The organism is Streptomyces sp. NPDC058284 (assembly GCF_042881135.1).
Taxonomy (GTDB): domain Bacteria; phylum Actinomycetota; class Actinomycetes; order Streptomycetales; family Streptomycetaceae; genus Streptomyces.
In genome coordinates this window covers 196525-223428 of the sequence record NZ_JBHVYE010000006.1, presented here as the reverse complement: position 1 = coordinate 223428, position 26904 = coordinate 196525, and the positions used below count along the sequence as shown (strand labels likewise).

The window sequence follows — 26904 nt, the reverse complement described above, 5'->3', positions numbered from 1 at the left end:
CCGGGCTGGGGGGCTACGTCATGGCCCGCCGAGTTCGCTGTCGATGAAGTCGAAGAGCTCGTCGTCGGTGGAGCCCATGCGGTCCTCGACGGCCTCCGTTTCGGGGCCGGCGTCGGGGCGCAGCGTCTCCAGGAGGTCCTGGAGCCGGGCCGTGAGGGCGGTGCGTGCCCCGTCGTCGTGCACTGTGTCGCGCATCACGGCTTCCAGGCGGTCGAGTTCGGCGAGGACCGCGGGGGCGGGTCCGCCCGTGCCGCTTACGGGGGCGATCTCCTCGGCGAGGTGGCGGGCGACCGCGGCGGCCGTGGGGTGGTCGAAGAGCAGGGTCGCGGGCAGGGGCAGGCCGGTCGCGGCCCGCAGCCGGTTGCGCAGCTCCACGGCGGTCAGTGAGTCGAACCCGAGGTCGAGCAGTGGCAGCTCGGCGCCGACGGCGACCGGGTCGGGGAAGCCGAGAATCAGCGCGGCATGGGTGCGGACCACGTCGACGAGGACCCGCTCGCGCTGCGCCGGGGGCAGGCCCGTCAGGCGCTGGCGCAGCGCATCCGCGGCGTCGGGTCCTGGCCCTTCGCCCGCCGCGGCCCGCCGTACGGGGGTGCGGACGAGCCCGCGCAGGAAGGCGGGCACCCCACCCGCGGCGGCCTGTTCGGCGAGGGCGCGGGTGTCCAGGCGCAGTGGCAGGAGAGCGGGCGCGTCCAGGGCGGTGGCCGTGTCGAAGAGGGCGACGCCGTCGGCCGGTGTGAAGGCGACGATGCCGCCGCGGGCGATGCGGGCGAGGTCGGCCTCGCCGAGGTGCCCGGTCATGCCGCCGCCGGTGGACCACAGGCCCCAGGCCAGCGAGGCGCCGGGCAGGCCGCGGGCGCGCCGCCGGTGGGCGAGGGCGTCGAGGAAGGCGTTGGCGGCCGCGTAGTTGGCCTGGCCCATGCCGCCGAAGACACCGGCGATGGAGGAGAACACGACGAACGCGGTGAGATCCTGGTCGGCGGTCAGCTCGTGCAGGTTGACGGCGGCGTCGACCTTCGGGCGCAGCACGCGGTGCAGCTGCTCGGGCGTCATGTCGGCGACCACTCCGTCGTCGATGACGCCCGCGGTGTGCACGACACCGCGCAGCGGATGCTCCAGGGAGTCCAGGAGCTTCTCCAGGGCTTCCCGGTCGGCGGCGTCGCAGGCGACGATCTCGGCGTCCGCGCCCAACGTGGCCAAGTCGTCGAGGAGTTCGTCCGCGCCGTCGGCATCGGGCCCGCTGCGGCTGGCGAGCAGCAGGTGCCGTACGCCGTGCTCGCCCGCGAGGTGGCGGGCGACCAGGGCGCCGATGGAGCCGGTGCCGCCGGTGATCAGGACGGTGCCGTCGGGGTCCCAGGGGGTTTCGCCCGTCGGCAGGGAGGCGGGGACGCGGGCCAGCCGGGCCGTGTGCACCTGCCCGCGGCGCAGCGCGAGTTGGGGCTCGCCCGTGGCGAGTGCCGCGGTCAGGGCGGCGCGTGAGGCCGCGTCGCCGTCGGTGTCGACGAGTACGAACCGGTCGGGGTGCTCGGTCTGCGCGGAACGGACCAGGCCCCACACGGCGGCGTGTGCCGGGTCGGGCACGTCGTCGTCGGGATCGACGGGGACGCCGCCCTCGGTGACGAGGGCCAGCCGCGCCCCTTCGAAGCGCTCGTCGGCGAGCCATGCCCGCACCAACTCAAGTACATGAGCCGTGAGTTCGTGCGCGCACCGGGCCGGATCATCGCCTTCCGAGCCCGGCAGGGCGGTCAGCACGAGGCCCGGCACCTCGGCGCCCGCGTCGATCGCCGCGCCCAGGGCGGTGAGGTCCGCGTGGACCGGCGCGAGGCCGGCGAAGTCGTCCCCGAGCCCGGCCACGGACCCGGGCGCGTCCGCGGCGGTCGTCGCGACGGGCCACTCCAGACGGAACATGTCCTCGTACGCTCCCGTGCGGGACCCGGCGCCCGTACGGGACTCCTGGATCCGCTCGGCCGTCACCGGCCTGAGCACCAGGGAGCGGGCGGAGGCGACCGGAGCCCCCGTGGGGTCGGCGACCGTGAGGGCGACGGCGTCGCGCCCCGTGGGCGTCATGCGCAGCCGCAGGGCCGCCGCACCCGACGCGTGCAGCCGCACGCCGCTCCAGGAGAACGGCAGCCAGCCCTGGTCGCTGCCTTCGAGTACGCCGAAGGCCAGCGAGTGCAGCACGCTGTCGAGGAGCGCCGGGTGCAGGCCGTAGCGGCCCGCGTCCGGCTGCTGCTCCTCGGGCAGCCGCGCCTCCGCGTAGATGTCGGCGCCCAGGCGCCAGGCGGCGTGCAGGCCCTGGAAGGCGGGCCCGTAGGCGAAGCCGCCCTCGGCGAGGCGCTCGTAGAGGTCGTCGACGTCGAGGGGTTCGGCTCCGGCGGGCGGCCACGCGGTGAGGTCGTCGGTCCGCGTCGGCGGGCCGTCGCCGAGGCGACCGCTCGCATGCCGGGTCCAGGGCTCGTCGGGTGCGGCGTGCTCGGGCCGCGCGTGGACGGCGAAGGCCCGCCCGCCGGTCGCGTCGGGTGCCTGGACGGCGAGCTGGAGGGTGACGGCGCCGCACTCGGGCAGGGTCAGCGGTGCTTCCAGGGTGAGTTCTTCGACCTCGGCGCAGCCGGTCAGGTCGCCCGCGTGGACGGCGAGTTCGAGGAAGGCCGTGGCGGGGAACAGCGCGACGCCGAGGACGGCGTGGTCGGCGAGCCAGGGGTGGGCGGCCACGGACAGCCGGCCGGTGAACAGGTGGCCACCGGTGTCGGCGAGCGGCGAGCCCGCGCCGAGCAGCGGGTGCGCGGACGGCAGGAGGCCCGCCGCGGGCATGTCGCTCGCCGCCGGGGTGGGCGGGAGCCAGTAGCGGGAGCGCTGGAAGGCGTACGTGGGCAGCGCGACGGGGGCGTCCGGTACGTCGGCGAAGAGCGGTGCCCAGTCGACGCGCACGCCGTGGACGTGCAGGCGGGCCAGGGCGGCGGTGAGCGCGGCGGGCTCCGTTGCGTCCTTGCGCAGCAGCGGCACCGATACGACGTCGTCGGCGGCCCCGGTCAGGCAGTCGGGACCGAGCGCGGCCAGGGCGCCGTCGGGTCCGAGGTCGACCAGGGCGGTGGCTCCTTGGGCCTCCAGGGTGCGTACGACGTCGTGGAAGCGGACGGTGGACCTGACGTGGCGGACCCAGTGGCCGGGGTCGCACAGTTCCTCGGCGGTGGCGACCGCGCCCGTCAGGTCGGAGACGACGGGGATCTTCGCCTCGTGATAGGCCACCTGCTCGGCCACGGCACGGAAGTCGGCGAGCATGCCGTCCATGTGCGGGGAGTGGAAGGCGTGGCTGACGGTGAGCCGCCGGGTCTTGGCGCCCTTGCCGCGCCAGTGCGCGGCGATCTCCTCGACGGCCGCGGCGTCGCCGGACAGGACGGTCGCGGCGGGCCCGTTGACGGCCGCGACCGCGATTTCGCTCTCCCTGCCCGCCAGTTGGGGCAGCAACTCCGCCTCGGGGACGGTGAGCGCGATCATCGCGCCGCCGTCGGGCATGGCCTGCATCAGGCGGCCCCGGGCGGCCACCAGGGCGGCGGCGTCGGGGAGCGAGAACACTCCGGCGACGTGCGCGGCGGCCAGCTGCCCCACGGAGTGCCCGGTGACGAGGTCGGGCCGCACCCCGTACGACTCGACGAGCCGGTGCAGGGCGACGCCCAGGGCGAAGAGGGCGGGCTGGGTGTAGGCCGTGGTGTCGAGCAGCGCCGCGTCGGGGCTGCCCGGCGCGGCGTGGACGACGTCGCGCAGCGGCCGGTCCAGGATCGGGGTGAACTCCGCGCACACCGCGTCGAAGGCATCGGCGAACACCGGGAAACGGGCCAGGAGTTCGGCACCCATGCCGAGGCGCTGGCTGCCCTGGCCCGGGAACAGGAAGGCGGTCTTGCCGCCCCGCCCGGCGATGCCCGTGATCACGTCGGGCGACGCGGTGCCGTCGGCGAGCGCGGTCAGGGCGGCCTCGAACGCGTCCCGGTCGGCGCCGAAGAGGACGGCCCGGTGCTCGAAGGAGCTGCGGCCGGTGGCCAGGCCCTTCGCGACGGCGTCGGGGTCGGGCGGCGCGGGGTCGGCGGTGACGCGGTCGAGGAGGCGGCGGGCCTGCGCGCGCAGGGCGCCTTCGCCCCGGCCGGAGAGCAGCCAGGGCGGGCGGGGGCCGCTCGGCGGTGCCGCGGCGGGCACCGGAGGGGCGGGGACGTGTTCCAGGATGGTGTGGGCGTTGGTGCCGCTGACGCCGAAGGACGACACGGCGGCGCGGCGCGGGCGGTCGCCGTCGGGCCAGGCGGTGTTCTCGGTGGGCACCCGTACATGGCCCGCGGACCAGTCCACGTACGGCGTCGGCTCGTCGATGTGGAGGGTCGCCGGGAGCGTCCCGTGCCGCATGGCGAGGACCATCTTGATGATCCCGGCGATGCCCGCGGCGGCCTGGCTGTGCCCGATGTTGGACTTCAGCGACCCGACGAGCAGCGGCCGTTCGGCGGGGCGCTGCCCGTACGTGGCGAGCAGGGCCTGCGCCTCGATGGGGTCGCCGAGTTTCGTACCGGTGCCGTGCGCCTCCACGGCGTCGATGTCGCCGGGGGCCAGGCCCGCGCCGGCGAGGGCCTGGCGGATGACGCGTTGCTGGGAGGGTCCGTTCGGGGCGGTGAGGCCGTTGCTCGCGCCGTCCTGGTTGACGGCGGAGCCGCGGACGAGTGCGAGCACCGGGTGGCCGTTCCTGCGGGCGTCGGAGAGGCGCTCCAGGAGCACCATGCCCGCGCCCTCGGCCCACGCGGTGCCGTCGGCGGCGGCCGCGAACGGCTTGCACCGGCCGTCGGCCGCGAGGCCGCGCTGGCGGCTGAACTCGACGAACGCGCCCGGCGTCGCCATCACGGTGACACCGCCCGCGAGCGCCAGGGAGCACTCGCCGCCGCGCAGCGCCTGCGCCGCCATGTGGAGGGCGACCAGGGAGGACGAGCAGGCCGTGTCCACGGTCACGGCCGGGCCTTCCAGGCCGAAGGTGTAGGCGATGCGCCCGGAGGCGACGCTGCCCGCGCTGCCGATGCCGAGGTAGCCCTCCAGCTCCTCGGGCGGCTCGGTGACGCGGGAGCCGTAGTCGCGGTGGCTGGAGCCGACGAAGACGCCGCCGTCGCTGCCCTTGACGGTCCTCGGGTCGATGCCCGCCCGCTCGAACGCCTCCCAGGCGGTTTCGAGGAGGAGGCGCTGCTGCGGGTCGACGGCGAGGGCCTCGCGGGGCGACATGCCGAAGAAGGCGGGGTCGAAGTGGTCGGCGTCGTAGAGGAAGCCGCCCTCGCGGGTGTAGGTGCGCCCCGCCTTCTCCGGGTCCGGGTCGTAGAGGCCCTCCAGGTCCCAGCCGCGGTCGGTGGGGAATCCGGAGACGGCGTCGGTGCCCTCGGCCAGGAGCTGCCAGAACTCCTCGGGGTTGGTGACGCCGCCGGGGAAGCGGCAGCTCATCGCGACGATCGCGACGGGGTCGTCGTCCCGTAGGGCGCGGGGCGCGGGGGTGGGTACGGCGGCGGGCCTCGGCGCGCCGGGCAGCTCCGCGCTCAGGTGGTCGACGAGCGCGGTGGTGGTCGGGTGGTCGAAGACGAGGGTGACGGGCAGGCGCAGGCCGGTGGCCTCGGCCAGGCGGTTGCGGAGTTCGACGGCGGTCAGCGAGTCGAAGCCGAGGTCCTTGAACGCCCGCTCCGGTTCGATGGCGGCGGGGTCGTCGTGGCCGAGGACGTCGGCGGCCCGCGCCCGCACCAGGACGGCCAGTTCCTCGGTGCGTTCGGCCTCGGACAGTGCGCCGAGCCGGGCGGCGAAACCGTCCTCTCCCCCGCCGGGCGCGGCGGCGCTCTCGGCGAGCGCACGGCGCGCTTCGGGAAGGTCGCCGAGGAGAGGGCTGGGCCGCAGCGCGGTGTAGGCGCGGACGAAACGGTCCCAGGCGAAGTCGGAGACGATCAGAGACGTCTCGTCGTCGTCCAGGGCCTGCCACAGGGCGTCGACGGCGAGCTCCGGGTCCATGGCGGGCAGGCCGTCCCGTACGAGGCGTTCGCTGGTGGCGCCCGCGGCGAGGCTGTCGCCGCCCCACAGGCCCCAGGCCACGGAGGTGGCGGGCAGGCCGTGGTCGCGGCGGGACCGGGCAAGGGCGTCGAGGGAGGCGTTGGCGGCGGCGTAGCTGCCCTGCCCGGTGCCGCCGAGGGTCCCGGCGAGCGAGGAGAACAGCACGAAGGCCGTCAGATCCGTGTCCCGGGTGAGCGCGTCGAGGTGGAGTGCGGCGTCCGTCTTGGGGCGCAGCACTCCGGCGGCGCGCTCGGGGGTGAGGGTGTCGAGCACGCCGTCGTCCAGGACGCCCGCGGCGTGGAACACGGCGCGCAGCGGGCGGTCCGCCGGGATGCCGTCGAGGAGCCGTGCGAGGTCGTCGCGGTCGGCGGCGTCGCAGGCCACGATGGTGAACTCGGCGTCCAGCGCGGCGAGTTCGGCGGCGAGAGATTCGGCGCCGGGGGCGTCGGGGCCGCCGCGGCTGGTGAGCAGGAGGTGCGCGGCGCCGCTGTGGGCGAGCCTGCGGGCGATGCGGGCGCCGAGCCCGCCGGTGGCGCCGGTGACGAGGACGGTGCCGTCGGGTGTCCAGCCGGTGGCCTCGCGCTCGCGGCGTGGTTCCGCGTGGGCCAGGCGCCTGCCGAAGACTCCTGAGGCGCGCACGGCGAGCTGGTCCTCGCCGTCCGGGTGGGCGAGGACGGCGGCGAGCCTGCCGCAAGCGCGCTCGTCGAGGCGTTCGGGCAGGTCGACGAGGCCGGCCCAGCGCTCGGGGTACTCGACGGCGGCGACCCCGCCGAGGCCCCAGTGGAGCGCCTGGAGGGGTGCGTCGAGCCGGTCGGAGCGGCCCACGGCGACCGCGCCCCGGGTCGCGCACCACAGCGGGGCCCGCACGTCGGCGTCGCCGAGCGTCAGGAGCAGCGCGGTGGTGAGGGCCAGGCCCGTGGGCAGTACGGTCCCGTCGGCGTACGGGGATTCGTCGAGGGCCAGCAGGGAGAGCACGCCGTCGGCCGGGGAGTTCTCGGCGAGGGCGCGCAGGCGGTCGGCGAGCGGCCGCCGCCCGCTCTCCCCCGCGTCCGCGGCGCCGAGTTCCACCAGGACGGGGTGTGCGCCGTGCTCGCGCAGGGCCTGGGCGCAGGCGGCCACGGCCGGGTCTTCGGCGGCGGCTTCGGGGATCGCGAGCCACCAGGTGCCCATGAGGCTCGCGCTCCCCTCCTGGGCGAGGGCCTTGAAGACGACGCGATGGCGCCACGAGTGCAGCGTGGACCTGGTCCGGCTGCCGCGCAGCCAGTCGGAGAGCGCGGGCGCCACGGTACTCATGGCCGCGCGCACGTCGTCGTCCTCGATACGCAGCCGGTCGGCGAGGGCGTCCGGGTCCTGTCCGGCCACGGCGTCCCAGAAGCCGTCGTCGACGGGGCCCGTGGTGTCCGTGACCGCGCTCCGGGGCGTGGGCCGCATCCAGTAGTGGCGGCGCTGGAAGGCGTACGTGGGCAGCTCGCAGCGGCGGGCGCCGGTGCCGTCGAAGACCGCGTCCCAGTCCACCGGGTGGCCGAGTACGTGGAGTTCGGCCAGGGAGGTGAGGAGGCGGGCGCGACCGCCCTCGCCCCGGTGCAGGGTGCCCACGACGCCCCCGGCGCCGCCGGCCGTCTCCAGGGCCTCCTGGATCCACACGGTGAGCGCCGGATGGGTGCTGGTCTCGACGAAGAGGCGGTGCCCGTCGGCGAGGAGGGCGTCCACGGCGCGGTGGAAGGCGACGGGCTCGCGCAGGTTGCGGTACCAGTACGTGGCGTCGAGGGCTGTGGTGTCGAGCGCGGTGCCGGTGACGGTCGAGTAGAACGGCACGCGGGAGGGGCGCGGGGTGATTCCGGCGAGGAGGGTGCGCAGTTCGTCGTGGATCTCCTCGACCTGCGGGGAGTGCCCGGCGAAGTCGACGCCGGGGATGGGCCAGCACAGCACGCCCTCGTCGGCGAGCGCGCCGTGCAGCTCGGCCACGGCGTCCGGGTCGCCCGAGACGGTCACCGTCGTGGGGCCGTTGACGGCGGCGACGTCCAACCGCCCTGCCCAGGGCGCGAGTCGGGCCTCGATGCTCTCCAGGGGCTGCGGGACGTACAGCATCGCGCCCCGCCCTGTCAGCGCCACCAGTGCCTTGCTGCGCAGGGCGACGACGCGGGCGGCGTCCTCCAAGGACAGTGCCCCGGCCACGCAAGCAGCGGCGATCTCCCCCTGCGAATGCCCGAGGACCGCGGCAGGCTCCACCCCGACCGACCGCCACACCTCCGCCAACGACACCATCACCGCGAACAACACCGGCTGCACCACATCCACCCGCTCCAACGACGCAGCACCCGGCACCCCACGCAACACATCCACCAACGACCACTCCGTGAACGGAGCCAAAGCCTCGGCACACTCACCGATCCGAGCCGCGAACACCGACGACCCGTCCAGAAGTTCACGCGCCATCCCCGGCCACTGCGACCCCTGACCGGGAAAGACGAACACGGCGCGGTGGTCCCGGGCTGCGGTGCCGCGTACGGCGCCGGGGCCGGTGCGCCCGTCGATGAGGGTGTCGAGCGCGGCGAGCAGGGCGCCCCGGTCGTGACCGACGGCGGCGGCGCGGTGCTCGAAGGCGGTGCGCGTGGTGGCGAGGGAGAATCCGACGTCGGCGGGGCGCAGTTCCGGCCGGGCGGCGACGTGGGCGCGCAGTCGTACGGCCTGCTCGTGGAGGGCGTCGGCGGTGCGCGCGGAGAGCACCCACGGCACGTCCGCGTCCGGGGCACCGGCCTGCGGGGGCTGCTCCTGCGCGGGCGGCTGTTCGAGGATGACGTGGGCGTTGGTGCCGCTCAGGCCGAAGGAGGAGATCCCGGCGCGCCGGGGGCGGCCGTCGGCGGGCCAGGGCGCGGGCTCGGTGAGGAGCGAGACGGCTCCGGTCGACCAGTCGACGTTCGGGGACGGCGCGTCCACGTGCAGGGTCGCGGGGAGGACCTCGTGGCGCAGGGCGAGGATCATCTTCATCATGCCCGCGACACCGGCGGCGGCCTGACTGTGCCCGATGTTGGACTTCAACGAGCCCAAGTACAGAGGCTGTCGGCGGTTCTGCCCGTACGTGGCGAGGATGGCCTGCGCCTCGATGGGGTCGCCGAGCGTGGTGCCGGTGCCGTGCGCCTCCACGGCGTCGACGTCGGCGGCGGTGAGACCGGCGTCGGCGAGGGCTTCGTTGATCACGCGCTGCTGGGCGAGGCCGCTGGGGGCGGTGAGGCCGTTGCTCGCCCCGTCCTGGTTGACGGCGGAGCCGCGCAGGACGGCGAGCACGGGGTGGCCGAGGCGCCGGGCGTCGCTCAGCCGCTCCAGGAGCAGCAGCCCGACGCCCTCGGCCATGCCGAAGCCGTCGGCCGACGCCGCGAAGGACTTGCAGCGCCCGTCGGAGGCGAGCCCGCGCTGGCGGCTGAACCCGGTGAAGGTCAGCGGCGAGCCGATCACGGTGGCGCCGCCCGCGAGCGCGAGGGAGCACTCACCGTTGCGCAGCGCCCGCGCGGCCAGGTGGACGGCGACGAGCGAGGACGAGCAGGCCGTGTCCACCGTCACGGCCGGGCCCTGGAGGCCGAGCGTGTACGCGACGCGGCCGGACAGGACGCTGGTGGAGATGCCCGCGACGAAGAGGCCTTCGAGCTCTTCGGGGACGTCGTCCATGCTGCCGCCGTACCCCTGGTAGGCGGCGCCCGCGAAGACGCCGGCGCGGCTGCCGCTCAGCGTGCGCGGGTCGATACCGGCCCGCTCCAGGGCCTCCCACGAAGTCTCCAGGAGAAGGCGCTGCTGCGGGTCCATGGCGAGGGCCTCGCGCGGCGAGATGCCGAAGAAGTCGGCGTCGAAGCGGCCCGCGTCGTAGACGAAGCCGCCCGCCGCCGCGGAGCCGGTGCCGGACCGCCCGGGGTCGGCGTCGTGGAGCGCGTCCAGGTCCCAGCCCCGGTCGGCGGGGAATTCGGCGACCGCGTCGCGGCCTTCGGCGACGAGCCGCCACAGCTCCTCGGGGGTGGTGACGCCGCCCGGGTAGCGGCAGCTCATGGAGACGACGACGATCGGGTCGTCCTCGTCCGCGGCGGCCCGCGCCACCGGGGACACGGTGGGCGCGGGTGCCTGGCCGCCCAGGAGTTCGGTGCGCAGGCGGCGGGCGAGGGCGCCGGGCGAGGAGTAGTCGAAGACGACGGTGACGGGCAGCCGCAGGCCGGTCGCCGCGGTGAGCCGGTTGCGCATCTCCACCGCGGTCAGCGAGTCGAAGCCGAGGTCGCGGAAGGCCCGCTCGGGCGCGATGGAGTCGGCGTCGTCGTGACGGAGCACGGCCGCTGCCTCGGTGCGCACGAGGTCGGTCAGGACGCGCTCGCGCTCCGGGTCGCTCAGGTCGCGCAGCCGTTCGCCTAGGCTCCCCGCGGCCGGGGCTGCGTCGTCATCGGCCGGGGCGGTGCCCGGCTCCAGGGCGGCGCGGGCCTCGGGGACGCCGCCGATGAGCGGGCTCGGCCTGCTGGTGGTGAAGACCGTGGCGAACCGGTCCCAGTCGATGTCGGCGACCACGGCGAGGGTCTCGTCGTGGTCCAGGACCTGCTTGAGAGCGGTGACACAGGTGGCGGGCGGCATGAACAGCACGCCCTGGGCGCGCAGTTGGTCCTCGGCGAGGTTCGCCGCCATGCCGCCGCCGTCCTCGGGGCTCCAGATGCCCCACACGACGGAGGTGGCGGTGAGCCCCCGCGCCCTGCGGTTCTCGGCGAGCGCGTCGAGGTGGGCGTTGGCGGCGGCGTACGCGCCGTGGATCGCGCTGCCCCACACGCCGGAGATGGAGGAGAACAGCACGAACGCGTCGAGCGTGTCCCGGTCGAACAGCGCGTCCAGGTTCGCGGCGCCCAGCGCCTTGGCGTGCAGGGTGTCGGCGAACTCGGCCGGGTCCGTCTCGTCGAGTGCCACGAGCGAGCCCCCGGCGGCGGCGTGCAGCACGGAGCGGATCTCGCAGCCGTCCGCCGCCAGGTCCGCGACGAGCGCGGCGAGGGCGTCCCGGTCGGTGATGTCGCAGGCGGCGACCGTGGCGCGGGCTCCCAAGTCGGCGATCTCTTCGACGAGTTCCTCGGCGCCGGGCGCCTCGGGGCCGCGGCGGCTGACGAGGACGAGGTGCTCGGCGCCCTGCCGGGCGAGCCAGCGGGCGATGTACGCGCCGAGGCCGCCGGTGCCGCCGGTGATCAGCGTGGTGCCGCGCGGGGTCCAGGTGCGGGGCGGCGCGGCGTCGCCGAGCGGGGCGCGGACGAGCCGGCGGCCGTGCACGCCCGCACCGCGCACGGCGAGCTGGTCCTCGGCGGCGGGCGCGGCGAGCACCGCGCGGAGCCGGGCCGCGGCCCGCGCGTCCGGCTCCGGCGGCAGGTCGACGAGACCGCCCCAGCGGCGCGGGTGTTCCAGGGCGGCGCACCGGCCGAGGCCCCAGCTCACGTGCTGGGCGGGGCTGACGGGCGGGTCGGCGGGACCGACGGCGACGGCGCCGCACGTGGCCCACCAGAGCGGTGCCTCGACGCCGGTGTCGCCGAGTGCCTGCACCAGGGTGAGGTTGAGGGCGGCGCCGACGGACATCGAGGGCCGGCGTGAGTGCGGGCGTTCGTCGGTGGCGAGGAGCGAGAGGACGCCCGTGGGCACGGTGCCCGCCAGGGCGTCGGTGAGCCGGGCGGCCAGCGGACCGCGTTCGGCGTCGGGTTCGTCGAGGACGACGGTGACGGCGGTGGCCCCGGCGTCCTCCAGGGCACGTACGCAGGCGAGGCTCCACGCGTCCCCGGTGCCGGTCGAGGCGGGGGACAGCACGAGCCAGGTGCCGGTCAGGCGCGCGGCTGCGGGCTCGGGCAGGGGCTGCCACGTGGGGCGGTAGCGCCAGGAGTCGACGGTGGCGAGCTCCGCGCGCCGCTCCCGCCAGGTGGCGAGCGCGGGCAGGACGGCGCTGAGCGGCTCGTCGGGCCCGACGCCGAGGGTCGCGGTCAGCTCGGGCAGATCGCCGGTGCGGACGGCCTCCCAGAAGCGGTCCTCCACGGGGTCGACGGGCGCCGCCGCGGTCGGCGCGGGCGGCGACTCCAGCCAGTACGGGCGCCGCCGGAAGGCGTACGTGGGCAGGTCGGCCGCCGCCGCGTGCCCCGCAAACACGCGGGACCAGTCCGGGCAGAGACCGCGCGTGTGGGCCTCACCGAGGGCCAGCAGGAAGCGGTCCTGGCCCCCTTCGTCGCGGCGGAGCGTGCCGAGCACGGCGGCGGGCCGCTCGAGGCCCGCGGACTCGGCGGTCTGCTCCACGCCCACGGTGAGCACCGGGTGGGCACTGGTCTCGACGAAGAAGCCGTGCCCCTGGTCGAGCAGGCCGCGGACGGCTTCCTCGAACCGCACGGTCTGGCGCAGGTTGCGGTACCAGTACGCGGAGTCCAGAACCGTCGTGTCGGACACCCAGTCGGCGTCGACCGTCGAGTAGAACGGCACCTCGCCGGCGCGCGGCGTGATGCCCGCGAGGACGGTGTGCAGCCGTTCCTCGATCTCCTCGACGTGCGGGGAGTGCGAGGCGTAGTCGACGGGGATGACGCGGGCCTGTACGTCCTGCGCGACGAGGGCGGCCACCACGCCTTCGACAGCCTCCGTGTCCCCCGAGAGGACCGTGCTGGAGGGCCCGTTGACGGCCGCTACGGACAGCCGCCCCGCCCACGGTTCCAGGTGCGGGCCGAGGTCGGCGGCGGGCAGCGGCACGGACGCCATGCCGCCGCGCCCCGCGATCTCCCCAAGCGCCCGGCTGCGCAGCGCGACGACCTTGGCCGCGTCGTCCAGGGACAGCGCGCCCGCCACACAAGCGGCGGCGATCTCCCCCTGGGAGTGCCCGACCACCGCGTCCGGCTCGATCCCGTACGAGCGCCACAGCTCCGCCAGCGACACCATCACCGCGAACAGCGCGGGCTGCACCACGTCGACGCGCTCCAGGGACGGGGCTCCGGCGGTGCCGCGCAGCACCTCTTCCAGCGACCAGTCCACGTACGGCGACAGAGCGCGCTCGCACGCCGCCATCCTGGCCGCGAACACCGGTGCCGCGTCGAGGAGGCCGACCGCCATGCCCGGCCACTGCGAACCCTGCCCGGGGAAGACGAACACGGTCTTGCCGACGGGCCCGGTGGTCCCCCGCACCAGGCGCGGGGACGGGACGCCCCCGGCGAGCGCGGTCAGCCCCTCGGTGAACCCGGCCCGGTCGTCCGCCACGACGGCGGCGCGGTGCTCGAAGGCGGACCGGGTGGTCGCGAGGGCCCGGCCGATGGCGCCGTCCGTGGCCGGGGCATCCCCGGTCGTGGCCCCGACGTGCGCGAGCAGGCGCGCGGCCTGGGCGCGCAGGCTGTCCTCGTCGCGGGCGGAGAGCACCCACGGCAGCGGGCCCGCGGCGGGCGCGGCCCCCGGCTCCTCGGCGTCCGGTGCGACGTCCGGTGCGGCGTCCTGTGCGACGTCCTCTTCGAGGACGAGGTGGGCGTTGGTGCCGCTCACGCCGAAGGCGGACACTCCGGCCCGGCGCGGGCGCCCGCGCGTCTCCCAGGGGCGGGACTCGGTCAGCACGCGGACGGCGCCCTGCGACCAGTCGACGAACGGGGTCGGCTCCTCGACGTGCAGGGTGCGGGGCAGCCGCCCGTGGCGCAGCGCCATGACCATCTTGATGACGCCGCCGACCCCGGCCGCGCCCGAGGTGTGGCCGATGTTCGACTTCAGCGAGCCGATCCACAGCGGCCGTTCGGAGTCCCGCCGCTGCCCGTACGCGGCGAGCAGGGCCTGCGCCTCGATGGGGTCGCCGAGGCGGGTGCCGGTGCCGTGCGCCTCGACGGCGTCGACGTCGCCGGGCGCGAGCCGGGCGTCCGCGAGGGCGTCGGCGATGACACGCTCCTGGGCGGGGCCGTTGGGCGCGGTCAGGCCGTTGCTCGCGCCGTCCTGGTTGACGGCGGAGCCTCGGACGACGGCGAGCACCCGGTGGCCGTTGCGGCGGGCGTCCGCGAGGCGCTCCAGGACGACGACGCCCGCGCCCTCGGACCAGCCGGTGCCGTCGGCGGAGGCCGCGAACGCCTTGCAGCGCCCGTCCGCGGACAGGGCACGCTGGCGGCTGAAGGCGACGAACGCGTCCGGTGTCGCCATCACCGCGACGCCGCCCGCGAGGGCGAGGGAGCACTCGCCCGCGCGCAGTGAACGGACCGCGAGGTGCAGGGCCACCAGGGACGACGAGCAGGCGGTGTCGACGCTGATCGCGGGGCCTTCGAGGCCGAGGGTGTAGGCGACGCGGCCCGAGACGACACTCGCTGCCGTGCCGGTGTCGAGGAGGCCCTGCAGTTCGGGGACGTCGCGCGAGGCGCTGCCGTAGTCGTTGCGCATCGCGCCGATGAACACGCCGGTCCGGGTGGCGCGCAGTGCGGCCGGGTCGATGGCCGCGCGCTCGACGGCCTCCCAGGCGGTCTCAAGGACGAGGCGCTGCTGCGGGTCCATGGCGAGGGCCTCGCGCGGCGAGATCCCGAAGAAGCCCGGGTCGAAGTCGGCGGCGTCGTGCAGGAATCCGCCGTGGCGGGTGGCGGAGGTGCCGGGGTGGTCGGGGTCCGGGTGGTAGAGCGCCTCGGTGTCCCAGCCGCGTCCGGTGGGCCATTCGGTGATGGCGTCGGTGCCGCTGTCGACGAGGTCCCACAGCCGCTCGGGGGTGTCGGCGCCGCCGGGGTAGCGGCAGCTCATGGCGACGATCGCGACGGGCTCGTGGCGGGCGTCCTCCGCCTCGCGCAGCCGCCGCCTGGCGTCTCCCAGGTCCGCGGTGGCGCGCCTGAGGTATTCGAGGAGCTTGTCGTTGTCCGGCATGGGTGTCTCGCTTCTCCCTCAGGCGCCGTAGTTGTTGTCGAGCAGTTCGAACAGTTCGTCGGCGGTGGCGGTGGCCGTGTCGGCGCCCTCCGCCCCGTCGGCGTCGCCGTTCTGTGGTCGACGGCCGTTCCAGGCGCGCAGCAGGTCTCGCAGGCGGGCGCCGATCTCGTCGGCGTCGGGGGTGTCCGTGCCCGCGGTGGCCAGGGCGTCGGCGAGGCGGTCCAACTGGGCGAGGAGGGGCCGCTCCGGTTCGGGTGGCGCGGCCAGCCGTTGGTGGAGGTGGGCGGCGAGGGCGGCGGGCGTGGGGTGGTCGAAGACCGCGGTGGGCGGCAGCGGAACCCCGGTCGCCGCGCTGAGGCGGCTTCTGAACGTCACGGCGAGCATCGAGTCGAACCCCGCTTCGGAGAAGGGCCGTTCGGGCTCGACGGCCGCGGTGCCGGAGTGGCCGAGCAGGGCGGCGGCGTGCGTGACGACCAGGTCGAGGACGGTGCGGCGGCGGTCGGTCTCGTCCAACGGGGCCAGTTGTGCCGCGAGTTCGGCCGCGGGGCCCGTCCCGTCCTTCGCGGTCGGCCCGGCCGCGGGCGGCTGGGCGGTCACCGGCCGGGGCGCGGCGCCGGCGGCCCGGCCCGGGGTGGGCAGCCAGTAGCGCTCGTGCTGGAAGGCGTAGGTGGGCAGGGGTGTGTGCGCGGTGGTGGGCGGGGGCAGCACGGTGGCCCAGTCGACGGGGGCGCCGTGCGTCCATGCCTCGGCGAGGGAGGCGAGGAGGCGGTCAGTGCCGCCGTCGTCGCGGCGTACCGTGCCGACGGCGGCCACAGGACGCCGGGACCGCTCGGCGGTGTCGGCGACCGCGGCGGTCAGCACCGGGTGCGGGCTCATCTCGACGAACAGGTCGTGCCCGGCGGCGAGCAGGGTCTCGGTGGCGCGTGCGAACTCGACCGGTTCGCGCAGATTGCGGTACCAGTAGGCCGCGTCCAGCACGGCGCCGTCGACGACGTCGCCGGTCACGGTGGAGTACAGCGGCACGTCCGGTGTCCTCGGCCGTACTCCGGCGAGGGCGGAGCGCAGCGCGTCGCCGACGTCGGTGACCTGGGCGGAGTGGGCGGCGTAGTCGACGGGCAGCCGTCGGGCCCGTACGGTCTCGCGTGCGCAGTCGGCGAGGAGTGCCTCCAGGGCGGCGGGCTCGCCCGCGACGACGACGGCCTGCGGGCCGTTGACCCCGGCCACGCCGATCCGCTCGTCGTACGGGAGCAGCATTTCCCGTACGCGTTCTTCGGGCGCCGCCAGGGAGACCATGCCGCCGCGCCCGGCGAGGCGCAGGAGTTCCCTGCTGCGCAGGGCGACGACGCGGGCGGCGTCCTCCAAGGACAGCGCCCCGGCCACACAAGCAGCGGCGATCTCCCCCTGCGAATGCCCGACCACCGCGGCAGGCTCCACCCCGTACGACCGCCACACCCCCGCCAACGACACCATCACCGCGAACAACACCGGCTGCACCACATCCACCCGCTCCAACGACGCAGCACCCGGCACCCCACGCAACACATCCACCAACGACCACTCCGTGAACGGAGCCAAAGCCTCGGCACACTCACCGATCCGAGCCGCGAACACCGGCGAACCGTCCAGAAGTTCACGCGCCATCCCCGGCCACTGCGACCCCTGACCGGGAAAGACGAACACGGTCCGTGCCTCGCCCGCGCGGCCCGTGACGGCGCCGGCTGCGGGCGCCCCGTTCCCCAGCGCCGTGAGCGCGCCGAGGATCTCCGGCCGGGTGCGGCCGGTCACCGCGGCGCGGTGGCGGAACGCGGTGCGGGTGGTGGCGAGCGCGTGGGCGAGATCCGCGAGCGGCCGCTCGGGGTCGGCCTCCGCGTGCTCGCACAGGCGGCGGGCCTGCGCGCGCAGGGCGGGAGCGGAGGCCGCGGACAGGGGCAGCGCGACGGTGTCACCGGCGAGTGGTTCGGACGCGGTGGACGTGACGAGAGCGGTGGGCCCGGCGGACTCGACGGGCAGCGCCGTCAAGGGAGCGTCGCCCGGCGCCTGTTCGAGCACCGCGTGCGCGTTGGTGCCGCTCATGCCGAACGACGAGACCCCGGCGCGGCGCGGGCGGCCGGTGTCGTCCCACGGCCGGGCCTCGGTCAGCAGCCGTACAGCGCCCCGGGACCAGTCCACCTTGGTGGACGGCGTGTCGGCGTGGAGGGTGCGGGGCAGCAGGCCGTGGCGCAGGGCCATGACCGTCTTGATGACGCCGGCGACGCCCGCGGCGGCCTGGGTGTGGCCGATGTTGGACTTCAGCGAGCCGAGCCACAACGGCTGGTCCTCGGGCCGGTCCTGGCCGTAGACGGCGAGGAGGGCCTGCGCCTCGATGGGGTCGCCGAGGGTGGTGCCGGTGCCGTGCGCCTCGACGAGGTCGACGTCGCCCCCGCTCAGCCCCGCGGCGGCGAGCGCCCGGCGCAGGACGCGCTCCTGCGCGGGGCCGCTCGGGGCGGTGAGGCCGTTGCTCGCCCCGTCCTGGTTGACGGCGGAGCCCCGTACGACGGCGAGGACCGGGTGGCCCCGGCGGCGGGCCTCGGAGAGCCTTTCGACCACCACGACGCCGACGCCCTCGCCCCAGCCGGTGCCGTCGGCGGTGTCCGCGAAGGACCGGCAGCGGCCGTCGGGCGAGAGCCCGCGCTGGCGGCTGAACTCCACGAAGGCGTCGGGGGACGCCATGACGGCGGCGCCGCCGACCAGTGCGAAGGAGCACTCCCCCGCACGCAGCGCCTGCCCGGCCAGGTGGAGGGCGACCAGCGACGAGGAGCAGGCGGTCTCGACGGTGACGGCGGGGCCCTCGGTGCCGAGGGTGTAGGCGATGCGTCCGGAGGCGACACTCGTGACCGTGCCGCTGAGCAGGTGGCCCTCCACGTCTGCGGCGGGGTCCTGCGGCCCGGCGCCGTACCCCTGTCCGGCGACTCCCAGGTAGACGCCGCCCTGGCTGCCGCGCAGCGTCGTGGGGTCGAGCCCCGCGCGTTCGAGGGCCTCCCACGAGGTCTCAAGGAGGAGGCGCTGCTGCGGGTCCATGGCGAGCGCCTCGCGCGGCGAGATCCCGAAGAACTCGGCGTCGAAGTCCCCGGCGCCGTCGAGGAATCCGCCGCCGCTCGTGTAGAAGGTCCCTTCGCGGGCGGGGTCGGGATCGTAGAGGGCGTCGAGCGGCCAGCCGCGGTCGTCGGGGAGCGGGCCGATCGTGTCCCGCTCGCTCGTGACGAGGTTCCACAGGTTCTCGGGGCTGCGTACTCCTCCGGGGAAACGGCAGGCCATACCGATGACGGCCAGCGGCTCGTCGGCGACAGCGGTGGCAGCGGCGGTGGGCGCGGGCGAAGCGTCCTGCAACTCCGAGCCGTCGCCAGTGAGTTCGCGGTGCAGGTGTGCCCCGAGCGCGGTGGCCGTGGGGTGGTCGAAGACGGTGCTGGCGGGCAGGGTGAGGCCGGTGGCGGTGGCGAGGCGGTTGCGCAGCTCGACGGCGGTGAGCGAGTCGAAGCCGATGTCGTGGAAGGGCCGTCCGGCGTCGACGGCCGCCGCCGAGTCGTGCCCGAGGACGGCGGCTGCCTCGGTGCACACGAACTCGGTGAGCGCGCGGTGCCGTTCGGCGCCGCCGGGCAGGGCGGCGAGCCGCTCGCGCCAGCGGACGACCGCGTCGGATGCCACGTCGGGCGCCCGCCCGGAAGCCTCCTCGGACGCCGTTTCGGACATCGCATCCGACATCGCATCGGGAAGGTCGCTGAACAGAGCACTCTCACGACCCGAGCGGAAGGCCGGGGCGAAGCGCGCCCAGTGCATGTCCGCTACGGCGATGCCACTGTCGTCGCGCTCCAGGGCCCGCCACAGCGTGTCGAGCGCCGCCTCGGGCGCCATCGGGACCAGGCCGAGGCCACGCAGCTTCGCGCCGGTCTCTCCCTGCGCCATGCCCGCCCCGGCCCACGGTCCCCAGGCCACACAGGTCGCGGCGCGCCCTTGTGCGCGCCGCCGCTCGGCGACGGCGTCGAGGAAGGCGTTGGCGGCCGCGTAGGTGGCCTGTCCCCCGCTGCCCCAGACGGCGGAGACCGACGAGAAGAGCACGAAGGCGTCCGGGTCGTCGCCGAGCAGCGCGTCCAGATGGGCCGTTCCGCGCACCTTGGCCGCGCTCTCCTCGGTGAGCTGTGCGGTCGTGCAGTGGGCGATCCGGGTGTCGGAGGTGACACCTGCCGCGTGGAAGACGGCCCGTACGGTGTCGCCGTCGGCCGCGAGGCGGGCGAGGAGGTCCGCGAGGGCCGACCGGTCGGCGACGTCACAGGCCGCGACGGTGGTACGCGTGCCCGACGCGGTGAGTTCGCGGGCGAGTTCGGCCGCACCGGGGGCCTTTGGCCCTTGACGGCTCGTCAGGACGAGGTGGTCGGCGCCGCTTCGGGCGAGACGGCGGGCCACCCGGGCGCCGAGACCGCCGGTGCCGCCGGTGATCAGGATCGTGCCGCGTACGGTCCACGCGGACGCGCCGTGTTCGGGCATACGGTCTTCGGCGGCCGTCGATTCCCTGACCAGGCGGCGGCCGTGGAGACCGTCCTCGCGGATGGCCACCTGGTCCTCGGCGCAGCCGCCGTCGTGGGCGCGCACGGACCCGGACAGCAGGGCGCACAGGCGCCGCAGGGCGGTGTCGTCGGGCCGTTCGGGCAGGTCCACGAGACCGCCCCAGCGCTGCGGGTGTTCCAGCGCGGCGACCCTGCCGAGCCCCCACACCTGGGCCTGTACGGGGTCGTCGGGGCCGCTGCCGTCCACGGCGACGGCACCGGTGGTGACGCACCACAGCGGCACCTCGGCGCCCGCGTCACCGAGGGCCTGGACGAGCAGGAGGGTGGCGTCGGGCCCGGTGGAAGGGGCGAGCAGCGACAGTACGCCGCTCACGCCGGACGGTACGCGCGCGGCGAGCCCGGACCGGTCGGTGCCGTCGGGGACGGCGAGGACGGCCGCCTCGGCGCCGTGCTCGGTGAGCGCGCCCCGGCACGCCTCGGTGAGCGGCGCGTCGACGTCCGCCTCGGGGACGACGAGCAACCAGGTGCCGGTCAGCCGGGCGGGGGCCGGGTCGGGCAGGGGGCGCCAGGTGACGCGGTAGGTCCAGGCGTCCGTCGCGTCGGCGGTACGGGACGGGCGGGGCGCGGGCCAGTACCTGCGGCGCTGGAACGGGTAGGTGGGCAGGTCCAGCGGGGGCGCGGTGCTTGCGGTGCCTGCGCCTGTGGTGCCTGGGGTGCCCGCGGTCCAGTCGACGGGCACGCCCCGTACGTGCAGGGCGGCGAGGGCCCCGGCCAGCGACTCGGCTTCGGTGCGGCCCGCGCGCAGCAGCGGTACGGCGCGGCAGTCGTCGTCGGCGGTGCGGCACTCCTCGACGAGGCCGGACAGGGCGCCGGCGGGGCCGAGTTCGAGGCAGCTGGTGGTGTTCTCCGCGAGCAGGGCGCGGGCGCCGTCGAGGAAGCGGACGGTGCCGCGGACGTGCCGTACCCAGTACTCGGGATCGCACAGTTCCTCGGCGGTGGCGCGCTCGCCGGTGAGGTTGGAGACGACGGGGATGCGCGGCGGTGCGTACGTCATGCGCCGCGCGACCGAACGGAACGCGTCGAGCGTCGTCTCCACGCGCGCCGAGTGGAAGGCGTGGCTGACGGCGAGTTCCTTGGTGCGGCGGCCCCGTGCCCGGAAGGCCTCGGCGAGGTGCAGGACGGGCGCGCGGTCACCGGAAAGGACAGTGGAGCGCGGCCCGTTGACGGCGGCGATGGAGACGCCGTCCGTGTTGACCGGGTTGCCGCCACCGTCGACCGGGGCGCCGTTCGCGTCGGTGCGGGGGTCCGCGAGCAGCGCCCGTACCTCCGCCTCGTCGGCTTCCACGGCCACCATGGCGCCGCCGTCGGGCAGTGCGTCCATGAGGCGTCCGCGCGCGGCGACCAGGGCGCAGGCGTCCGGCAGGTCGAGGACTCCGGCCACGTGGGCGGCGGTGAGCTCGCCGATGGAGTGCCCGAGCAGTGCGTCCGGGCGTACGCCCCAGTGCTCCATGAGCCGGAACAGCGCCACTTGGAGGGCGAACAGCGCGGGCTGGGTGCAGCCGGTGCGGTCCAGGAGTGCGGCGTTCTGGGTGCCGGGGGCGGCGAACATGACGTCGCGCAGGGGCGGTTCGAGGTCCGGGGAGAGATGGGGTGCCAAGTGGGTGAGGACGTCGTCGAGCGCGTCGGCGAAGGCCGGTTCCGTGCGGTACAGCTCGGCGCCTGCGCCCGGGCGCTGGCTGCCCTGGCCGGGGAAGAGGAAGGCCGTCCGGCCGGGGGCGCCCGCGTGGCCGGTGACGAGCCGCCCGGCGGAGACCCCCTCGGCCAGGGCGTCCAGGGCGGCGAGGACCGCGTCGGGGTCGCGGCCGAGGACGGCGGCGCGGTGCTCCAGCGCGGCACGCCCGGTGGCGAGGGCGCGGGCCACGTCCGCGAGGTCGCCGGTGGGGTGTTCGCCGAGATGCGTGCGCAACTGGGTGGCCTGGGCGCGCAGGGCGTCCGGGGTGCGGGCGGAGAGGAGCAGCGGCACGGCTACGGCCGTGTCGGGTGCGCCGTCCGATGCCGGGACCTCGGCGGGTGGCGCCTGTTCGACGACGATGTGGGCGTTGGTGCCGCTGATGCCGAACGAGGAGACCCCGGCCCGCCGCGGTACACCCGTCTCGGGCCAGGGCGTGGGCCCGGTGAGCAGCCGTACGTCGCCCGCGGACCAGTCGATGTGCGGGTTCGGTTCGTCGGCGTGGAGGGTGCCGGGCAGTTCTCCGGCGCCGAGGGCGAGCACCATCTTCATGAGCCCGGCGACCCCGGCCGCGGCCTGGGTGTGCCCGATGTTGGACTTGACCGAGCCGAGCCACAGCGGCCTTCCGGCGGGCCGCCCGGCGTGCACTGCCTGGAGCGCCTGCGCCTCGATGGGGTCACCGAGCACGGTGCCGGTGCCGTGCGCCTCCACGGCGTCGACCTGGTGGGGGCGCAGGCCCGCGTCGGCGAGCGCGGCGCGGACGACCGCCTGCTGGGCGGGTCCGTTCGGAGCGGTCAGGCCGTTGCTCGCGCCGTCCTGGTTGACGGCCGAGCCGCGGATCACGGCGAGCACCCGGTGGCCTGCGCGGCGGGCGTCGCTCAGCCGCTCCAGAAGCAGCACTCCGGCGCCCTCGCCCCACGCGGTGCCGTCCGCGCCCGCCCCGAACGCCTTGCACCGTCCGTCGCGGGCCAGACCGCGCTGGCGGCTGAACTCGACGAACAGGCGGGGCGTGCTCATCACCGTCGCGCCGCCCGCGAACGCCTGGTCGCAGTCGCCGCGCCGCAGCGCCTGGGCGGCGAGGTGCACGGCGACCAGCGACGATGAGCAGGCCGTGTCCACGGTGAGGGCGGGCCCCTGGAGACCGAGGACGTAGGAGATGCGGCCGGACATCACGCTGGCCGTGTTGCCGGTGAGGAGGTGCCCTTCGGACACCTCGGGGTCGGCGTCCGCGAGGCCCATGTAGTCCTGGCCGTTGGTGCCGACGAACACGCCGATGCGGCGCCCGCGCAGCGCGGCCGGATCCTGCCCGGCGTGCTCCGCGGCCTCCCAGGAGGTCTCAAGGAGGAGTCGCTGCTGCGGGTCCATGGCGAGCGCCTCGCGCGGCGAGATCCCGAAGAACTCGGCGTCGAAGTCGGCGGCGCCGGACACGAACGCGCCCTGCGTGCAGTACGTGGTGCCGGTCCGGTCCGGGTCCGGGTCGTAGAGCCCGGCCGCGTCCCAGCCCCGGTCCGACGGCCAGTGGGTGACGGCGTCCCGGCCCTCGGTGAGCAGCCGCCACAGCTCGGCCGGGCGCCGTACGCCGCCGGGGAACCGGCAGCCCATGCCGACGACGGCGATGGGCTCGCCGTCCCGGGCGGCGGACGTCCCGGACAGGGCCCGGGCGCCGACGGTTGTGCCCTCCCTGGCGAGTTCGCCGGGCGTACCGAGTTCGCCGGGCGTACCGAGTTCGGTCAGGAGGTGGTCGGCCAGGACGGCCGGTGTGGGCCGGTCGAAGAGCACGGTCGCGGGCAGTCGTACGCCGGTGGCGGCGGCGAGGCGGTTGCGCAGCTCGACCGCCGTCAGCGAGTCGAACCCCATGTCCGTGAAGGCCCGTTCGGGGCGTACGGCGTCGGGGGCGGTGTGCCGCAGGACGGCCGCCGCGTGCGTACGTACGAGGTCGGTGACGAACCGCGCCCGTTCGGCGGCGGGCACGGCGGCGACCTGCTCGCGGAACGCCCCCTCACCAGCGCCGGTCCGGTTCTCGCCCGCGCCCTCGCCCTCGCCCTCGTCACGGCCGGTCAGCTCGGAGAGCAGGGTGGCGGCGCGCGGCCCCGTCGTACCGGCGAACCGGCGCCAGTCCGCGTCGGCGACCACGACGAGCCCATCGTCCTGCGACAAGGCGCGCCCGATGGCGGTGACGGCCGCCGCGGGGTCCATGGAGGCCAGGCCGCGGTCATGCAGCCGTCCGGCGACCTCGTCGGCGAGCATGCCCTCGCCCGCGGCCCAGGCGCCCCAAGCGAGGGCCGTGCCGGGCAGCCCGTCGGCACGGCGGGAGGCGACGAGGGACTCCAGCGCGGCGTTGGCCGCCGCGTAGCCCGCCTGTCCCGCGTTGCCCACGACTCCCATGACGGAGGTGAAGACGACGAACGCCGAGAGGCCGAGGTGGGCGGTCGCCTCGTGCAGCACGTCGGCGCCGGTCACCTTGGCGCGGAGCGACACGGCGAGCCGCGCGGGGGTGAGGGCGTCCAGGACACCGTCGTCCAGGACGCCCGCCGCGTGCACGACAGCGGTCAGCGGCCGGTCCTCCGGCAGTGCCCCGAGCAGCTCCGCCACCTGCTCCGGGTCGGTGACGTCGCACGCCGCCACTGTCACGGCCGCGCCCGACTCCGCGAGTTCGGCCCGCAGCGCCTCCGCGCCCTGCGCCTCCGGCCCGCGTCGGCCGACGAGGAGCAGCCGCCCGACGCCGCGTGCGGCCAGCCACCGCGCCACGTGGGAGCCGACCCCTCCGGTGCCGCCGGTGACGAGGACCGTGCCGCGCCGGAACGCCTCGTCGGGCGCGGGTGGATCGCCGTGCACCGGCGCGGGCAGCAGTCGCCGTCCGTGGACCCCGGTCGCCCGCACCGCGACCTGGTCCTCGTCGGTCACGGACGCCAGCACGGCGCACAGCCGCCGCAGCGTCCGTTCGTCCGGCTCGTGGGGAAGGTCTACGAGGCCGCCCCAGCGGTCGGGATGCTCCAGCGCGGCGCAGCGGCCGAGCCCCGCGACGGCCGCGTGCGTGCGGGCGCCCGGCCGCTCCCCGACCCCGACCCCGGCCGCGCCGCGCGTCACGCACCACAGCGGCGCGTCGAACCCGGCATCACCGAGCGCCTGGACCAGCGCGAGGGTGAGCGCGAGCGCGCCGGGCAGTCCGGCGTGTTCGGGATGGGGGCGGCGTTCGTCCGCGAGGAGGGAGACGACTCCGGCCACAGGGCGCCGACCGGCGGCGGTTGCCAGCGCGGCGGCCAGCGCGGCGCGGCTCTGCCCGGGCCCTTCGGCCCGTACGACGGTCAGATCGAGGCCGATCGCCTCAAGACCGCCCACGACGTCCGCGGCGGCGGCCCCGTCTTCGGGGCATACGGCCAGCCAGTGCCCGGACGGCGCAGGGGCAGGCGGCATGTCCAGCGGTCGCCAGCCCACGCGGTACCGCCAGGAGTCGACGCGCCGCTCCCGCGTCCGGCCGGCCCGCCAGGCGGTCAGCGCGGGCAGCACCTCGTCCAGGGCAGCGGGGGTCACCCTCAACGTCTCGGCGAGACGCGTCGGTTCCGCTGCCGCGAGCTCCTCCCACAGCCCGTCCGTCCCGTCGGCCGCACCGGCCGCTGTCGACGGGGTCTCCAGCCAGAACCGCTCGCGCTGGAAGGGGTAGGTGGGCAGGTCGACGCGGGTGGCACCGGTACCGTCGAAGGCGGGCGACCAGTCCACGGGGATGCCGTGGGCGTGGGCCTGGCCGAGGGCCAGGAGCATGCGCTGCGAGCCGCCCTCGTCGCGGCGGAGCGTGCCGAGCACCACACCGCTCCGCCCGGCCGCCTCCAGCGTCTGCTCGACCGCCATCGTCAGCACCGGGTGCGGGCTCACCTCGATGAAGGCGCCGAAGCCGTCGGCAGCCAAGGTGCGGACGGCCGACTCGAAGCCGACGGTGCGGCGCAGGTTCGTGTACCAGTACGCGGCGTCCATCTCCGAGGTGTCCAGCCACTCCCCCGTCACCGTCGACAACAACGGCGCGTCACCACCGACCGGCTCGATCCCCCTCAGAGCCTCCGCCAACTCATGCTCGATCGCCTCCACATGCGCCGAGTGCGAGGCGTAGTCGACATCGATGCGGCGGGTCCGTGTCCCTTCGGCCGCACAGCTGCTCAACAACTCATCCAGGGAGTCGGAGTCACCCGACACCACCACCGCCGACGGCCCGTTGACCGCGGCCACCGACAACCGCCCACCCCAGGCGGCAAGCCGCTCCTCCACCTCGGCGGACGGCAACGCCACCGACACCATCCCGCCACGCCCCGCCAGCCGCACAATCGCCCGGCTGCGCAACGCGACGACCTTCGCCCCGTCAGCCAACGACAGACCACCGGCCACCACCGCCGCCGCGATCTCCCCCTGCGAATGCCCCACCACCGCATCAGGAACAACCCCGTACGCGCGCCACAACCGCGCCAGCGACACCATCACCGCGAACAGCACCGGCTGCACCACATCGACCCGCTCAAGCCCCTCACCCGAGCGCACCACATCCAGCAACGACCACTCCACAAACGGCGCAAGGGCCGCCTCGCACTCCCCCATCGAAGCCGCGAACCCCGCCGACTCCTCCAGGAGTTCACGGGCCATGCCCACCCACTGCGCCCCCTGCCCCGGGAACACGAACACCGTCTTTCCCGGCCCCGACGCCTTTCCCGACACCACGAACGGCGACGGTTCACCGGCCGCCAACGCCCGTACACCGGACAGCAGCTGCTCCCTGTCCCCGGCCACCACGGCCCGGTACTCGTGAAGCGCGCGGGTAACGGCCAGCGAGAGACCCACGTCCCCCAGCCGCACATCCTCACCGCACACCTCAAGCAGCCGCTCCGCCTGCCCCCGCAACGCCTCCGGCGACTTCGCCGACACCACCCACGGCACCGGCACACCCACCTCAGGAGCCTGCTCGACGACCTCCTCCGGCACCTCCTCCACGATCACGTGCGCATTCGTCCCGCTGATCCCGAAACCGGAGATCCCGGCCCGCCGGGGCCCCTCGCCCCGCGGCCAGGGTGTGGGCTCGGTGAGCAGGCGTACGTCGCCCGTGCTCCAGTCCACGTAAGGCGTCGGCTCGGTGATGTGCAGGGACCGGGGCAGCAGTCCGTGCCGCATCGCGAGGACCATCTTCAGCACGCCGCCGACACCGGCGGCGGCCTGGGTGTGGCCGATGTTGGACTTCAGGGAGCCCAGCCACAACGGCCGTTCCTCAGCACGCTGCTGCCCGTACGTGGCGAGCAGCGCCTGCGCCTCGATCGGGTCCCCCAGGCGGGTGCCGGTCCCGTGGGCCTCGACCGCGTCCACGTCCTTCGCCGACAGGCCCGCGTCCGCGAGCGCCGCGCGGATCACCCGCTGCTGGCTCGGCCCGTTCGGGGCCGTCAGGCCGTTGCTCGCCCCGTCCTGGTTCACCGCGCTCCCCCGCACCACCGCAAGCACCGGGTGGCCATTGCGCCGGGCCTCCGACAGCCGCTCCAGAAGCAGCACGCCCACACCCTCGGCCAGGCCGAACCCGTCGGCCTGTGCGGAGAACGCCTTGCAGCGGCCGTCGGCCGCCAGGCCGCCCTGGCTGCTGAACTCCACGAACATGCCCGGCGTCGGCATCACCGTCGCGGCGCCGGCGGGGGCGCGGGGGGCCGGGCCGCCGGGCCCCCCCCGGAACCCCGGAAGCCAGGGCCCCCGCGGCGCCCAGCAGGCCCGGTGCTCCGGGACCGCCCGGGGGAGTAT

General features: G+C 75.7%; 2 protein-coding genes. Both read right to left on the bottom strand.

Features of this window, described 5'->3' with window-relative positions; all coding sequences use genetic code 11:
- Positions 1 to 18: 18 nt before the first annotated feature.
- Complete coding sequence (locus ACFVYR_RS11765) at positions 19 to 14880, bottom strand: type I polyketide synthase (RefSeq protein ID WP_389611688.1); 14862 nt, start codon at positions 14878 to 14880, stop codon at positions 19 to 21.
- A gap of 18 nt (positions 14881 to 14898) precedes the next feature.
- Complete coding sequence (locus ACFVYR_RS11760; protein ID WP_389611686.1) at positions 14899 to 26784, bottom strand: type I polyketide synthase; 11886 nt, start codon at positions 26782 to 26784, stop codon at positions 14899 to 14901.
- Positions 26785 to 26904 lie beyond the last annotated feature (120 nt).